Annotated in this window: 11 protein-coding genes; 1 reads left to right on the plus strand and 10 read right to left on the minus strand. The window is 41.0% G+C overall.

Annotated elements, in window-relative coordinates; all coding sequences use genetic code 11:
* Positions 1 to 2: 2 nt before the first annotated feature.
* The 6 genes from pgsC to CH352_RS07130 form a co-directional block, all read right to left on the minus strand.
* Positions 3 to 467 carry a poly-gamma-glutamate biosynthesis protein PgsC gene (gene pgsC / locus CH352_RS07105; protein ID WP_100706120.1) on the minus strand — a complete coding sequence of 155 codons (465 nt, stop codon included), beginning with the start codon at positions 465 to 467 and terminating at the stop codon, positions 3 to 5.
* Position 468: 1 nt separating this feature from the next.
* On the minus strand, positions 469 to 1,659 hold the full coding sequence (gene pgsB, locus CH352_RS07110; RefSeq protein WP_100706121.1) for a poly-gamma-glutamate synthase PgsB: 1,191 nt from the start codon (positions 1,657 to 1,659) through the stop codon (positions 469 to 471).
* Between the two features lie 42 nt (positions 1,660 to 1,701).
* Positions 1,702 to 3,309, minus strand: coding sequence for a SpoIIE family protein phosphatase (locus CH352_RS07115; protein ID WP_100706122.1), 1,608 nt, complete (start codon positions 3,307 to 3,309; stop codon positions 1,702 to 1,704).
* A 35-nt stretch (positions 3,310 to 3,344) separates the two neighbouring features.
* The gene (locus CH352_RS07120) at positions 3,345 to 4,862 is read right to left on the minus strand and encodes a PAS domain-containing sensor histidine kinase (protein WP_100706123.1); all 1,518 of its coding nucleotides are present in this window, start codon (positions 4,860 to 4,862) and stop codon (positions 3,345 to 3,347) included.
* Between the two features lie 196 nt (positions 4,863 to 5,058).
* A complete protein-coding gene (locus tag CH352_RS07125; protein ID WP_100706124.1) occupies positions 5,059 to 5,460 on the minus strand; it encodes an FKBP-type peptidyl-prolyl cis-trans isomerase in 402 nt (133 codons plus the stop codon).
* Positions 5,457 to 5,816, minus strand: coding sequence for an RNA recognition motif domain-containing protein (locus tag CH352_RS07130; protein WP_100706125.1), 360 nt, complete (start codon positions 5,814 to 5,816; stop codon positions 5,457 to 5,459). The genes CH352_RS07125 and CH352_RS07130 overlap by 4 nt, the downstream gene beginning before the upstream one ends.
* 209 nt (positions 5,817 to 6,025) lie before the next feature.
* Between CH352_RS07130 and CH352_RS07135 the strand changes: the two genes are divergently transcribed.
* Entirely contained in the window at positions 6,026 to 8,338 is a 2,313-nt protein-coding gene (locus CH352_RS07135; protein WP_100706126.1) for an inorganic phosphate transporter, read from the plus strand.
* A gap of 52 nt (positions 8,339 to 8,390) precedes the next feature.
* Here the strand turns inward: CH352_RS07135 and CH352_RS07140 are convergent, their stop codons facing one another.
* From CH352_RS07140 to CH352_RS07155, 4 genes are all read right to left on the minus strand, one after another.
* Positions 8,391 to 10,379: a TRAP transporter large permease subunit gene (locus CH352_RS07140; protein WP_100706127.1), complete on the minus strand. Its 1,989-nt coding sequence runs from the start codon at positions 10,377 to 10,379 to the stop codon at positions 8,391 to 8,393.
* Positions 10,380 to 10,463: 84 nt separating this feature from the next.
* Complete coding sequence (locus tag CH352_RS07145) at positions 10,464 to 11,471, minus strand: putative solute-binding protein (RefSeq protein WP_100706257.1); 1,008 nt, start codon at positions 11,469 to 11,471, stop codon at positions 10,464 to 10,466.
* Positions 11,472 to 11,524: 53 nt separating this feature from the next.
* Positions 11,525 to 12,523 (minus strand): hypothetical protein, encoded by a 999-nt coding sequence (locus CH352_RS07150; protein ID WP_100706128.1) that lies wholly within the window; start codon positions 12,521 to 12,523, stop codon positions 11,525 to 11,527.
* A 129-nt stretch (positions 12,524 to 12,652) separates the two neighbouring features.
* Positions 12,653 to 14,230 carry a BTAD domain-containing putative transcriptional regulator gene (locus CH352_RS07155; RefSeq protein WP_100706129.1) on the minus strand — a complete coding sequence of 526 codons (1,578 nt, stop codon included), beginning with the start codon at positions 14,228 to 14,230 and terminating at the stop codon, positions 12,653 to 12,655.
* Positions 14,231 to 14,260: the final 30 nt, after the last annotated feature.

The following is a 14,260-nucleotide window of genomic DNA, read 5'->3' on the forward strand; positions in this document are numbered from 1 at the left end:
CTTCAAGGCAATAACTCCTTTCCAAGAAATAAGATCAAAATCAAACGAACGATCACGGAAGCTGTAAGTAAAGATGCAAGAGTTTCCAACCAACCTTGCCTATCCATCCATACCGCAATAAGACCCGGAATAATATGACCAACCGCTTTTACTTCCGATCCTAAGTGGATTATCTCCTTAAAAATTCCTGGAAATATCCATTCATTGCCGATTGCGTCCAAAACGAATCCGAGTAAAAGTAGAATTGCAGTCCTTCTTTTTCCATATAATATTACAAATTTCGAAATGAATCTTCCTAAAGCAAAAACACAGAGGCTCACGGACAATGTAAGAAGAATATTGATTGGATTCTGGAGCTGCAATGCGAAATACCCAGGAACGACAAGCCCGCCAGCTATTCCGAAAAATTCGGAAAAGAATAAACTGATCCCTAAGCCCAACCCGATGGAAATACTCAATAAGTCCATACTACCCTTTCAGAATTTCCTTTCGTTTTAAATGTTCCAGAAGTTCTAAACCCAGTCCACCTATATTCCCGAGTCCAACAACCATTGAGTGAGAAGGAAGCGATTTTCGAAAAAACTCCATGATCTCTTTTGCATCTAGATATTTTAGATCTTCTAATTTAGAATTTCCTAAACCTAATTTCAAACAGGTCTTCTTAAATATCTCGTTTCCTTCGCCAGTAATCAAAATCAAGTCCGGGATATTCTTATTCCAAGAGAGGATCTCTTTTGCCATTTGTTCCGATCTTTCCGGTCTATCTTTTCTACAATTCACAAGAGCGACTTTATAAGTATATTCAAGGAACCGTTGGACCGAATTCTTCCAAATACTTGCGGCAGACCTCGGATCGTTTGCAGCAAAACCATTTGCAAAAGCGATCTTATTCTCACCAAATGTATATTCTGCAAAGAAAGTAGCTCCCAAATCCGGAGAATGAGACCACATTCCTTGTATCGCAATCTCCGCTTTAACTCCTAAAGATTCGCATACCTCTAAAGCAATAAGCACGTTCTCGGGATGTTCATAATATGCAAAACCTTGCATATAGTTTAACTGAGAATATTTTTTAGGACTGACTGAAACGATTTCCGTATTCTTCCTTTTACATATCTCTTCAAAGAATGAAAAAAATTCTACTTCCGAAGTGAATAACATTTTGGATTTTGGAATAAAACCGCTTAGAGCTAAAGCAACATCCTTCTTCTCCGGCCCCATGATTTCTAGATGATCTTCTCTTACATTTGTGATTACGGAATGTGTAGCCTTGATCAATTTTTCTTCCGAAACTTTCTGGTTAAACGGAACAAGTGCCATACATTCTAAAACGATTACGTTTGCTCCTTGTTTAACTGCCTCTTGGATCGCAAACTTCTGCTCTAAAATATTTGGAGCGCCGTATCTGATGATATTCCGTTCGGAACCATCCGGTAAGATAAGCCTTGGAACGGTTCCGGTGGTTTTAGCGAGAACTTGAAATCCACCTTCTTTCAAACCGGATGCGATAAGTCTTGTTACAGAACTCTTTCCTCGAGTGCCATTTACATGGATACGAACCGGGATTTTGTTCCTTCTGGAAATATGAAGGATATATTCTGCAAATCCGAATCCTAACAAAAACAAGAGTAAAGGAAACAGTATGAGAAATTCGGACACGTAAAGAATGTCCTTCTAAATAAGTTCTTAGGTCAACTTAGATTAAGTCAGGTTCAAAGAAATCAGTGTGATGTCATCCTGGGGTTCTTTGTCTGCCAGATGAGCCTTCATTTCTTTTATGATCTGAGAATGTAATTCCAGCCCGCTTAGTCCGGAGTCTCTGTAGATTTTTTCTATCCTTTCTTCACCAAACGGATTTTGTTCCGAATCAAATTCCTCAAAGATCCCATCGGTTAACATCAGTATGGAATCTCCTTCCGAATAATCGTATTCTTCTTCCAGATATTCCATTTTTGCATTTAGGCCTAAAAGTGATCCTGTTCTTTCCAAAGGTTTTATCCCTGATTTGGATTTCCATAAGAGTGCAGGATGACCTCCGGATGCAAATCGGATCTTTCTTTCTATCGTATCCACATCCAAGATAAAACAGGAAAAATACATCTGTAGATTTTTGAAATTTCTACAATAATCTATATTGATCCCTTTAATCAGTTCCAAAGGAGAATCTGCCAAATATTTTAGAGGCTCGTAAACTCCTTTGATTGTCATTGTCACAAGTGCAGCTTGGACGCCATGACCGGTAGCATCGGCTAAAATTACTCTCAGAACGCCAGGGCGGAATTCGAATATATCAAACCAATCCCCTCCCACTTCCATTACCGGAACATAATTTACAAAAGTTTGAACTCCCGGAATTGAATAATCAATCGGTGGAAGTAAACTATTCTGCACTCGTTTAGCCAGGTTTAATTCTTCTTTCATCAAACGATAGAATCTGGTAAGTTCTTTGGAGCGGGATTCTACCTCAGCTTCCAGATTTTGTAGGAGGTCCAACCTTTCCCTGTCTACGTTCTTAAGTTCTTCTACAGTCCCTCTTAATTTCTTTTGGATAGAAATTCTGTCAGTGATATCTCGAAGTATGAGAGTATATCCTTTTCCGGAAGATGTATTTACCTTGGAGACGGAAGCTTCTAAAATAGGCTCAGTCCCGTTTTTGCGCCTGGCCCTAAGCGGCCCAAAGATCCCGCGATCCGGATTTTCTCCTATCTGATATAATACATTGGAAATATTTTTTTTGTGTCTCGATGGAAGTAAAAACTCCAAAGACTTTCCATTCACTTCCCAAGAGGAATATCCGAACAACTTCTCCGCAGCCGGATTCATCAGTATTATTTCCATGGAGTCGTTCACAGAAAGAATAGAATCCAAAGAAGTTCTCACAAGTTCGGAAAGTCTTTCTTCCGATTCTTTGAGTTTAACTTCTCCTTCTTTTCTGGAAGTTACATCGCGCAAGTAAACTGCAATGTCTTCGATAGAAGGAAAGATACGAACCTCGTACCAAATATTCTCCTTCGGATCTAAAATCTCCAGGTCTTTTGGAAGTCCGGAATGCATAGACTCTATCATCGCAGGAAACAAAGAAGTGTAATTGAATTGAGGAAGTATCTCCGGTAATCTTTTGCCGACTAAATTCTCTCGAATAATATCCAGAAGTTTTTCGGCCTCGAAGTTAGCATATAAGATCTTAAGTTCTCTGTCTAAGGACAAAAATGCGTCCGTAATTCTTTCTAAGATCCGAATTACATCTTTTCTAGAAGCGGATTGGAAAGGTGCTCGAGTTCCGGAATTTTTTTCCTCTGCTTCTGACATAGGAGATCAAAAGTATCTCCTCGCCTAAGGCAAGGTCAAGAAATCTTTTCCGAAGCAGGGATCAAGATATGAAATGTGGCGAACTCATCCTCTGAACTTTCTACCTCTATCTCGCCGCCCATTTCCCGAACGATCTCATAGCTAACTGAAAGTCCAAGTCCAGTTCCGACCGTGGTTGGTTTTGTAGTGAAGAACGGATCAAAAATCCGATTCAGATTCTCGTCACCTATTCCGATTCCCCAGTCTTTGACAGTGATCCGAACAAACCTAGTATCTCCTTTTTCGACTACGGACTGAGATACCTGGATCTTCTTATGATCCGTTTCGAAAGCATACTTTTCGTTCAACGAATCTCTCGCGTTTGTGATCAAGTTTAGAAAAACCTGTTTTAGTTTTTGAGGTTCACCAATTACAAGTGGGACTTCTGAGTCGGCATCCACTAAACTATCCATTCCTTCCACCCTGATCCCGTCTCTGATCAGGAACGGCAATAGAAGTTGTATAGAAGAGTATAAAATTTCTCCAGTAGAAACGTGAGCCCTGATACCTTCTTCTTTATGAGCAAAACCTAATAGACTTCTTACGATGCCGGAAATTCTTTCACTTTCCCGAATGATCACTTCCATGTTTTTGGAGAGGGATTCGTTCTCTTCTACCTGAGTGCGAACTAGTTCCGCGTAATTTAAGATACCTGTGAGAGGATTATTGATCTCGTGAGCGACACCGGCAGCCAAGGTTCCCAGGGCCTCCAATTTTTGACGATGTCTTTGGGACTCCATTCTTCTCAAACGATCGGAATCTGATTCTTTTTGTTGTGTGGTGTCCGAGATCGCAAGTAAGATCGCGCTGATCTCTCCTTGTTTAGTTACGGGAGAAATTCTAATATAATAATGGCTTCTTTTGCCTGTAAAGCTACTCCATTCTTCGAATGCTTCCGGCTTACCGGTGCTCAATACCCGAGTAATCACGGATTGTACTTTTAATGCATCAGAAGTTTTTAATACTTCGAAAAAGTTTTTACCTTGGATCTCATCTGCAGAAACTCCAGTGAATGTTCTATTGATGAATAACACATTCCCATTCAAGTCCATGATAACTACAAAATCCATTCCTTCCATAAGAAAGGAACGCCAGCGATAGTCTGAATCTTCTAAGGAATAATCTTTTAGAAGACCTTCTTCATCCAACTCTTGTAATTGGACAAGAACTCTACCTTCTTCTGTCGGTATCCTGTTTGCTCTTACATATACTTTCTTATATCCGTTTGCGGAAAGAAGTCTTGTTCTTGCAGAAAATACTTTTGGAACTTCATGTTTAAATCTGTCCATGAAGGCATCCATTAGGCTTTCCGTATCGTCAGGATGTGCAAACTGGGACCATTTCATTCTTCCCTCTATCTCCGTTTTTCTTCTTCCGGAGATATCCTCGAACTTCTGGTTTACCAAGGCGATGGTACCATCTGCTTCTACCAAAAAAGCAGCTAATGGTTGGTGTTCGAATAAGCTACGATATTGGGAAGAAGATGCGTTGGTTAATGTGTTTTCTTGATTCAAGACCTTATCTCCTCCCCTTTTTCTCTCTATTAAATGGGAAGAATGGCCTCGTTTAAATATTACAAATTTTTAAAAAAAAGAATAAGAAGGATAAGTGAGGATGCAGGTTTGTCGTAAATTGCAATGAAATCGTGATATTTTACTACTGTTGCTTCTGATCCATTAGAATAGAAGCAACAGATTTAACACAGAAATGTCAGTAAACTTTGATCAATTCTACTTCAAAAATCAGAGTAGAATTTGGAGGAATAGTCCCTGCTCCGGAGCTTCCATAACCCATTTCAGGTGGGATCGTCAATTTACGGATACCGCCTTCTTTCATACCTTGGACTCCTTTGTCCCAACCTCGGATCACTTGCCCAGCACCAAGATCAAAACGGAACGGAGTTCCTCTGTCTTTGGAGCTATCGAATTTTTTTCCATTGGTCAGCCAACCGGTATAATGAACGGTTACGTTAGACCCATTGAAGGCCTCTTTCCCAGTTCCCTTTTTGATGTCTTTAATCACCAGACCGTTGCCTTGAGCAAATACTCCCAGGCTCAGAACGAATGCTGAGATTAAAATTGCGATTAATATATGGATTCTTTTTAAATTCATTTTCCTCTACCTCCAGTACGTCTGACAGAACTTCCAAAACCCCCCGTGGTCTGGCTTCCATGCACTTTATTGTGACTCGGCCCACCTTTCACGGATTGCTTTTTATCGAATTCTTTTTTCCATTCATCGGCGTCTACCACCGTTAGAACTTTTCCGGAAACCTCGTACTTATTTAAAGCTTCCAGGGCCTTTTTTGCCGCCCCATCTTCCATTTCCAAAGAACCGTAACCCAAAGAACGTCCCGTGAGTTTATCTTTTTTAATGGAAATATGCTCGGCCTTTCCGTATTTGGAGAATAGTTTTTCCAAATCTTCTTCCGTCCATTCCTGGGGAAGATTGCCCACTGAAATCTTCATACCGCCTCCTTTTATATTTCGCGACGATTGATTAACCTGTCTTATGCTTTCTAAAAAAACAGGTTAGATCACCCATTCTTTCAGGTCGGGGGGAAATCGAAAGCGCATTTCATAATCCGTATTTTGAAAAAGAAACCTGCGGAAATTTGGGTTGAGGCTCCTACTTTGCCTTAAATACTACCCAAAACACCCTTTCGAGATAGGACTACATGGATATCTTCTTAATCATCGTAGCAGTTATGGCTGTACTCGGAGTAATGGACTTACTCGTCGGAGTTTCCAATGACGCAGTGAACTTTACGAATTCGGCAGTCGGTTCTAGAGCGGCCTCCAGAAAAATCATCCTGATCGTTTCTACATTCGGTATCTTACTCGGAGCGTTGAGTTCCAGCGGAATGATGGAGGTCGCAAGAAAAGGGATCTTTCATCCCGAATTTTTCAGCCTTGCAGAGTTGATGTTCTTATTTTTGGCGGTGATGGTTTCGGATATCATTCTCCTTGATTTATACAATACTTTAGGACTTCCCACTTCCACAACCGTCTCCCTGGTTTTCGAATTATTAGGAGCCTCCTTGGTTCTGGCGCTTCTCAAAACAGACACCTTAAACGATGCATTTAAGATCATAAACTCGGAGTCTGCATTAAAGATCATCTTCGGGATCGCGCTATCCGTGATACTCGCCTTCTTTGCGGGGATGATATTGATGTTCTTCTTCCGATTGATTTTCAGTTTCCGTTTAGATAAAACGATGAAATGGTTCGGAGGGATTTTCTCAGGACTCGCAGTCACAGTTGTGATCTTCTTCATTCTACTCACTGCAATGAAAGGATCGACTTTCCTGAGTAAAGATGTATTAGCTTGGATCCAAACCAATTTTAAAACCATTCTAGTATTAAGCTTTATTGGTTTTTCTATCGTATTCCAAATCTTGATCTTCTCCAAAATAAACGTTCTGAAGATCGTAGTATTATTCGGGACTGCGGCGCTTGCAATGGCTTTTGCAAGTAATGACTTAGTGAACTTTATCGGAGTTCCGATCGCAAGTTTACAAACTCATGAATTGATCAAAGCGGCCAACTGGGATGCAAATACGATGGCGTCTGGCTTAGGAAAAGAAGTTCTTACAGACAATAGACTTCTGATCGGTGCTGCACTCATCATGATCATCGCGTTATTCAAATCAAAGAAAGCGGAAACAGTTACAAGAACTGAAGTAAGTTTAGGCTCCCAGGGAGAAACTGTAGAAGCTTATCAATCCAGCTTGGTTGCGAGAGTATTCGTTCAAATTGCAGTCGGGATCTATTATCCTATTAAAAGAATTTTACCTTCTATCATTCGTAATTGGATCTCTTCTAGGTTCAAACAAAGTGGAACCTTGGAGTTAGTTCGTTTGCATGAAAGTGATGCATTCGATTTACTTAGAGCTTCCGTAAATATACTCATCGCTTCGGCGCTAATACTTATAGGAACGATCGAAAAACTTCCGCTCTCTACCACATTTGTTACCTTTATGGTAGCAATGGGAACCTCGCTCGCAGACGGAGCCTGGCAAAAAGAAAATGCAGTCAATCGTGTCAGCGGGGTTCTAACCGTTGTAGGTGGATGGTTTATGACTGCGATCTTTGCCTCCTTCACAGGTGGATTTATCGCGGCGTTATTCTATTACTTCGGCTTTGCTGCAGTGGTTGTAGTTTTAGGCTTCACATTCTTCTTGGTCCTTGCATTCAATCGTATACACAAAAAAAGAAAGGCAGAATACGATGAGGATCTGGAAAAACTTCTTCTACTCACCAAACATCCTGAAAAGGCACTTACTAAATCGCTTTCTTCTTTATTGGGAAATTTGTTATTAGCGAAGAAGGCGATGAATACACTTTCTTCCGGCTATATCGGAGGAAAGAAAAAAGACTTCAAACAGGCTTCTAAGATCTTAAAGAACCTGAAGAAAAATTATGAATCTTCTATCTCCGGTTTTTTAAGTTTGGTGGATAGACATTTCGACGAGTCAGATTTCCAATCCATCCATCCTTTCACAAATGCGCTCGGTTACATAGATCGTATCGCTGAAAATCTTACAAATATACATAGAAACACTTCCGAGAAGATAGATCGTTTCCAAACAGGACTTACAAAGGACGAAAGAGAAGATCTAAAAGAATTACGCAAGTTAGCGGAAGATCTTTTCGAACTTTTAGCACAATCCGATAAGGTCCCAGGTTTGGTGGAGAAGGCGAGATCCGGTAAAAAAGTAAAAGAACTTTCTGATATCAAAGTCCGCATCTACAAAAACCAGATGAAACGTATCCGTAAAGGAGACAGCAAATTAAAATCCAGCGTGGCCTACTTCTTAGTGGTAGAAGAGTTGGTAGATATTAACGAAAACCTATTCGCTCTCGCAGAAGAGCTTGTCTGGGTTCTGCCTTGGATAGAAACTAAGAAGAAACAATTTGCAAAAGGTAATATCGGTCCTTCCAAATTGGAATTTCCTAAAGCAAAAGATAAGAAAAAAAAGAAGAAGTAAGACTTCGTAGAAATCCGATGTAGGAGTTCCTACATCGGATTCAACTGAGTGATTACCCTGCGTATTTAGAATATAGGATCGGCCCGAAAGCGGTCACAAGCAAGGTCAGTGTTAGAACGATAATCGGAATTACGATATGTTCATGCCTCGCAAAGAAACCTTTTCCTTCCAGACTTTTATCCTCTATCAATAGATCTCGCACTACGTGTTTGGTCAACAAGTGGTTGAGTGCAACCGGAGGAGTCAAATAACCTAACTCGAAAGAAACAAGTGCGGTCATCCAGAAATTTAGTGGATGGATCCCGTTTGCCTTAGCGATTGGATACAAGGTTACTGAAACCAAGATCACGGCACCGTAAGGGTCCATTAACATTCCAATGATCACAAGTGCAAATGTCAGAATTAACATAGCAGACATTGGAGAGCCTAAGTGAGTCGGAAATAGATTGATCACTTCTGATCTTTCGAAAACCCCACCCATACAAGCGGACAATCCCATAAGAAGAAGAAGTGCTCCTAAGTGTGAGCCCCCATCGTAAGAAGTTCTGGAAAGTTCCACTTCTTCGTTATGAGTTTCTCCCTTCTCCAATTTTTCCTTTTTGGAAATTCTATAATCTATGAACAGAAGCGCCAACATTGCGATCGGCAGAATATAAGGTGCAGTTCTTTCGTCGAAATGAGTTCCGAGTGCAAGAACGATCGTAAGAACGATTGCGATAGAGATCACCAAATAGACTGAGAAAGATTTTAATGCCTGCAAAGATTTTTTGAATGCGTCTTGTTCCGGACGGATCTTCCAGGATTCGGTTCTACTAAACCAGCTCACAATCAAGAATAGAGTGGATGAAAGTGCAAACACTCTCCAACCCCAATGGAATAATTCGTCGGTAGTCACTTCCAAGTTCAAAGAAGCAACGATCACCACGAGTAAACATGGAGGCAGAACCACTCCCAAACTTCCTGACATTGCGGTCGCAGCAAGAGCTCTTTCTTGGCTTGCACCAGCTCTTCTCAACTCCTTGAAAATAGTAGCTCCTAATGCAAGAACCACGATCCCGGAAGCACCGCTATATGCAGTAGGAAGGGCGGCAACAACTACGATGATCACTGCCATTAGCTCTGAAGGAAGTTTCCATGGGTTCAAAAGATCGAAGAATCTTTTTCCTAAAGAAGTATCCCTTAAAAGAATACCGGTCCACACATAAAGACCGATCTGGATATAAAGCTGAGCATGTGCGGTCAATTTTTGTAGATAGATCGCAAGTCCCGCCGGATGTTTTTCTAAAATGAAGAAGTAGAATCCGCAAACAAGTGCCATCCATGCATACAAAGGAACGCATAATAATGCATGGGAAAGTTTGGTATTCTGTTTACCTTCTCCATTCTTAAAAACAGGATTTTTTAAATTATAAAAATTTAATCCTGCTAAAAGTATCAGCCCTAAGACCCACAACACCTGGATTTGAGCCTCCACACCTTTTTGGAGAGGATACATGAACGCGGCAGAAACCATGATGATCGTATTTGCGATGATCTGGCTCCATTCGGTGATCTTTTCCTCTTTGGAGTTCTCGGGATTCCTAAGGGCAATATGATATCTTCTAGTCGTGGAAACAGTTCCCGCTACGATCAGTAAGAATACCATAGTCATTGGAATATAATCTATAGCGGAGATAGTAATCCAAGAAAGCCTACGCTCGAATCCACAATATAATTTTTGCCCTACTGTTAGAGAACCCGCAAGTTTCTCTAACTCCAATTGGGTTTCGGTTGGTCCTGTTGGAGCTCCTACATTCTTCTCGCCGGAAGTATCTCCGAGACCGATATCGTCCAAAGCGTCCATATCCGCTTGGCTGACTTCCGCCTTTGTATCCGCTTCCGCATTTGGATCTGCGATACAAACATTTCGGATCATAGCATAGTTAGGCCAAATACTGCTACCTAAGCCGAGTAGTCTAGCTTGGACTAGCTGGCTTCCACTTTGAACAAGGGGTACGAATAAAAAGAATAATACCGCCCAGGAAACGATTTTTCTCCACATAGAATATCCTCTGGAATCTGCGATTGATTGATATAAGATAAGCGGGAAAGATTTTTCCCGCCTTTTTTCTGTTAGTTTTGGAAATTATTCCAGGTTATCCGCACACTCAGTCGCTTCTTTATCAGCGCTGCAACGAACCCTTTTCATTAATTTCAGAATGGTAGGATGATATACTTTTTTGTCTCTCAGCCTGATCCTGACTTCTCTGAATTTTTCGAAATAATTCTTTTGAAGATCTTTCGGAACTTCTATCCAATATTTTGCAGGAATTTCCTGCTCTGCCTTTTTGGTCAGAGAAAGCATAGCGTCAAACTGGGTCGCCGCCCACGCTCTGGAATTATTTCCGAAACCTTCTGCAAAATCCTTGTGGCGAGCCACGATTTGAAAGGTCAACTGCCCGATCGGAAAACGAACTATACCACCGTTCGGTGAAATTCCTTTCATAAGTTCCAAAGGTTTGATCCCTATCGCAGGAGAATAACAAGCGTCCGCTCTTCCGTTATTGAAGATACCGGCAAAAGTTGCGATCTCTGCGGGAACCATAGAAGCTCCTACGATATCCACCATAGTTGTGGCAGCCTGGTCGTAAGTTAAAGTAGCGATCTTTCTACCGGCCAAGTCCTTGATATCTTTCAGGTTCTTGTCTCTTAATAAAAGATAAACCGCGCCACCAGGGAACATAGCCATGGTCTCGTATTCTCCGTCAGTGTTCAGCTCTCTTACTTTAGGATTTGATAATGCTTCGATTGTTTTTCGGAGAAGGTCATAACTTGGCAATGCACCGATCGCTTCGATGGATCCAGATTCATGCACATAACTTCTTACTCTAAGAGAAGTTAGAAGTGCCATATTACATTTTCCAGCTTTGAAGTCGGAGTTTGCCACTACTTCGTCAGTATAAGCCTTCAGATCCAGACGAATTCCCCATGTTAAAGCTTGCGCTTGGTATCTTTGTGCCGCTTTAAACACGTCTCCGTGCGCCCCGGAAGGATCGAATACACACATGGATCGATCCACCGTCTCCGCTGCTCCCACACCTACGGACATCCAAGTCCCAAGAATGATTACCGATAGAATGAGAAACTTTTTCATATAGTTTTTCTCCTTAAGGTCCCTTTTTTTTCGTTTTCCACCCAAGAACCCGCTCAAAGATCTTTTAAAAGATCGTCTTCTTCTTTATTGTTTTTCTTTTTTCCCGGAAAAGAGGAGAAGTTAATCGGTCCCCTATGTCCGGTCTCTTTCATCCAAATTTTATCAGATTCATGACGCGATAAATTTTCCGCAAACGCTTCCAAGAAAAGATATTCCTTCTTAGCAGGAACTTGGCTTAGAACTTTAGAATGTTCTAATATAAGTTTTTTGATCTTCTCCACATCACCTTTTCCGGCAGCAGCTTGGATCTGGAATGCTCTAGAAAGACGAACTCCTTCTTTGTCGCCTATTTTCACAGCTTCTTCCATTTGTTTATTAGGATCTTTTCCTTCCGGGGTTGCACCTGGAACCGAAAGCCACACTACTGCTTCCAATGCCAAAGGAGTTCCCCACCATTTTTTAGGATCCAAACATTTAGAAGCTCCTGCAACTACGCTTGGTACTTCTCGAGTGATCCCCGCATATCCTTGGGAAGCAAAATCGTGAAGGATCGCCAATAGACCGGAAGAAATCCCTACTAGATAATATAACTCTTCTTCTTCACTGATAGAAGGACATTTTCCATTCCATTCTCCGAAGTATTGCAAGAATCTATTATGTGCATCCCCATATCTTTTTGCAGCGATTCCATGGTAACGGATCTGTCTCGCCTGATTATCCAGCGCTTCGTCTCCCTTACCCTTGCGGACGGCAGCGATATATAAAAGTTCAGCTTCTTGTGCTTGTTTCTCCGCACACATCCCTGCTCCCATTTGTGCCACCATAGTAGCCAATTCCACAGAAGCTCCGGTCCTTTCGAAAGAAGCTACCAAAGGTCCGAGCGCAGTTCCTCCAGTACAGATTGCATCCAAATCGTCAGATGCAAGGTAATGAGGGACCAAATGGTCTTGTGCATAAGAGTTTAAAGTTTTGCCAGTAACTCTATATACGATGGAACAGTTTGCTATGGTAATTGTAACAATCGTTACAAAAAAAAGGATTCGTTTATTCATTTTATTTCGGGGGTTATTTTTTACTTAGAATATGGGGGATTCTGGAAGAACGTACAGAAGTGATTTACTTCGTCCAATATTTTTTTTCTAATGAGCGTTTTATTTTATAGTGCAGTGTTTCCAAAACATTTAGCTCACTGGAGAAGTAACACGGATCTTTTCAATGAGTGAAACTGTCTCTTGGTCAGGTTCCACACCTAATTCTTTTTTCAGGATCTTCTTCATATCCTCGAATTTACGCAAAGCTTCATTCTTACGATCTAAAGATTGTAAAGATTCGAAGTGAAATCTCCAGGCTCTTTCATCCAGATCATCTAAACGTATCCAGCTTTCCGAATCGGAAAGTAGAGAATTTGCATCTCCTGCTTTTTGAGAATATTCGCATAGAATTCTATAAATCTCGATCAGGTTCTTACGTAAATATTCACGTTTTAGTTCCGATTCAGGGAAATACAGATCGAATTCGAAGAAGTCTCCGGTATACAGCTCCTGCGCTTCACGATAAGATTGCACCGCTTCTTCTTCTTTTTTGTTACGAAGCAACTTCCCAGCAGTCTCGAATTTTTTCTCAAATTCTACAAAGTCCGCTTCTACTAGATCGGAATGGAAGAATAGTCTATCCTCTGCGAATACGACCGCCTCCGGGTTTCCTAAAATTTTACGAAGACGGAAAAGTAGAGCGTGTAAACTATTTAGAGCATTTTTCTCAGACATCCCCGGCCAGAGATTCTCTAATAATTCTTCTTTATGAACACCTTTGCCGAAACGAACTAACAGAAGTTTGATGAGTTTGAGAAGTTTTTTCTTACTAGAATATTCAGCTGCTGGGATCTTCTTCCCATCCAGATCCAATTCTAATGGGCCCATAGCTCTAACGCTCAGCTTTTTAGGATTACGGCCTTTCTCTTTGAGAGACTTGGATTCAGGGGCTTCTCCACTAATGTTCTTTGCTTGTGATCCGAAAGAAGAAGTCTCCGGCTTGGTAAGCCATTTGGAAACTGATTCCTTGAATTCCATCCGGACTTCCCTTTCAGACTTATTCACTGTGAGGAAGCTATCCACGCAGAACATAAGGATCAAAAAACTAAAATGAGAAGTATATGGGATGCCAAGCAAATCGCTCGCGACCAATATATCTGCGATCAAACTCGCGAAGAACAATACCAATCCGTAAAATAGGAAATGGTTCCTGAATCTGTTCTTACGAAACTGATTCATCACCTTTATCACTGTCCATACGATCATCATAATCCCGGAAAGGAAGATAAACTGCATAATCGTAGGTTGATCTGTTTCGTAGATGACTATGCCTAAAGAAGGGAAATGTTTCGGATGAGCGACACTCATCGTATAAGCGTTTGGATCCTGTAAGAGTATTCCCGCAAGGATAAGGTACATGAACACGTATAGAAGAATGAAATCTCTGCTGAAAAGTTTTTTATAATTATTTACGAAGAGCACGATAAACGTAGCGAATATTGCTGCTATCGCATTCTCCATCCTTTCCCAGATCAAAGCTTTTTCAGGATTATCTACGTTAATGGTTTGGATAAAACAGAATAGATAACCGCCATACGCAACTTGCAATAATGCAAAGTAAAGAAGGTACGCTTGTTTCCGATTTCTAAAATATAAAACTAAATTATGAATCGTACGGTAGACTAATACAGTCACCACCAAGTAACATGAAAGCTGGTAATACGTCATATCCACTTTTCGTTTCCTATCTTATCCGGA

This window comes from Leptospira hartskeerlii (assembly GCF_002811475.1).
Taxonomy (GTDB): domain Bacteria; phylum Spirochaetota; class Leptospiria; order Leptospirales; family Leptospiraceae; genus Leptospira_B; species Leptospira_B hartskeerlii.

Bases quoted from the DNA above. Each gene is read 5' to 3' on its own strand.
- CH352_RS07140 (WP_100706127.1), bottom strand. From the start codon at position 10,379: ATGTGGAGAAAAATCGTTTCCTGGGCGGTATTATTCTTTTTATTCGTA.
- CH352_RS07135 (WP_100706126.1), top strand. From the start codon at position 6,026: ATGGATATCTTCTTAATCATCGTAGCAGTTATGGCTGTACTCGGAGTA.
- CH352_RS07155 (WP_100706129.1), bottom strand. From the start codon at position 14,230: ATGACGTATTACCAGCTTTCATGTTACTTGGTGGTGACTGTATTAGTC.
- CH352_RS07150 (WP_100706128.1), bottom strand. From the start codon at position 12,523: ATGAATAAACGAATCCTTTTTTTTGTAACGATTGTTACAATTACCATA.
- CH352_RS07115 (WP_100706122.1), bottom strand. From the start codon at position 3,309: ATGTCAGAAGCAGAGGAAAAAAATTCCGGAACTCGAGCACCTTTCCAA.
- CH352_RS07125 (WP_100706124.1), bottom strand. From the start codon at position 5,460: ATGAATTTAAAAAGAATCCATATATTAATCGCAATTTTAATCTCAGCA.
- pgsC (WP_100706120.1), bottom strand. From the start codon at position 467: ATGGACTTATTGAGTATTTCCATCGGGTTGGGCTTAGGGATCAGTTTA.
- CH352_RS07145 (WP_100706257.1), bottom strand. From the start codon at position 11,471: ATGAAAAAGTTTCTCATTCTATCGGTAATCATTCTTGGGACTTGGATG.
- CH352_RS07130 (WP_100706125.1), bottom strand. From the start codon at position 5,816: ATGAAGATTTCAGTGGGCAATCTTCCCCAGGAATGGACGGAAGAAGAT.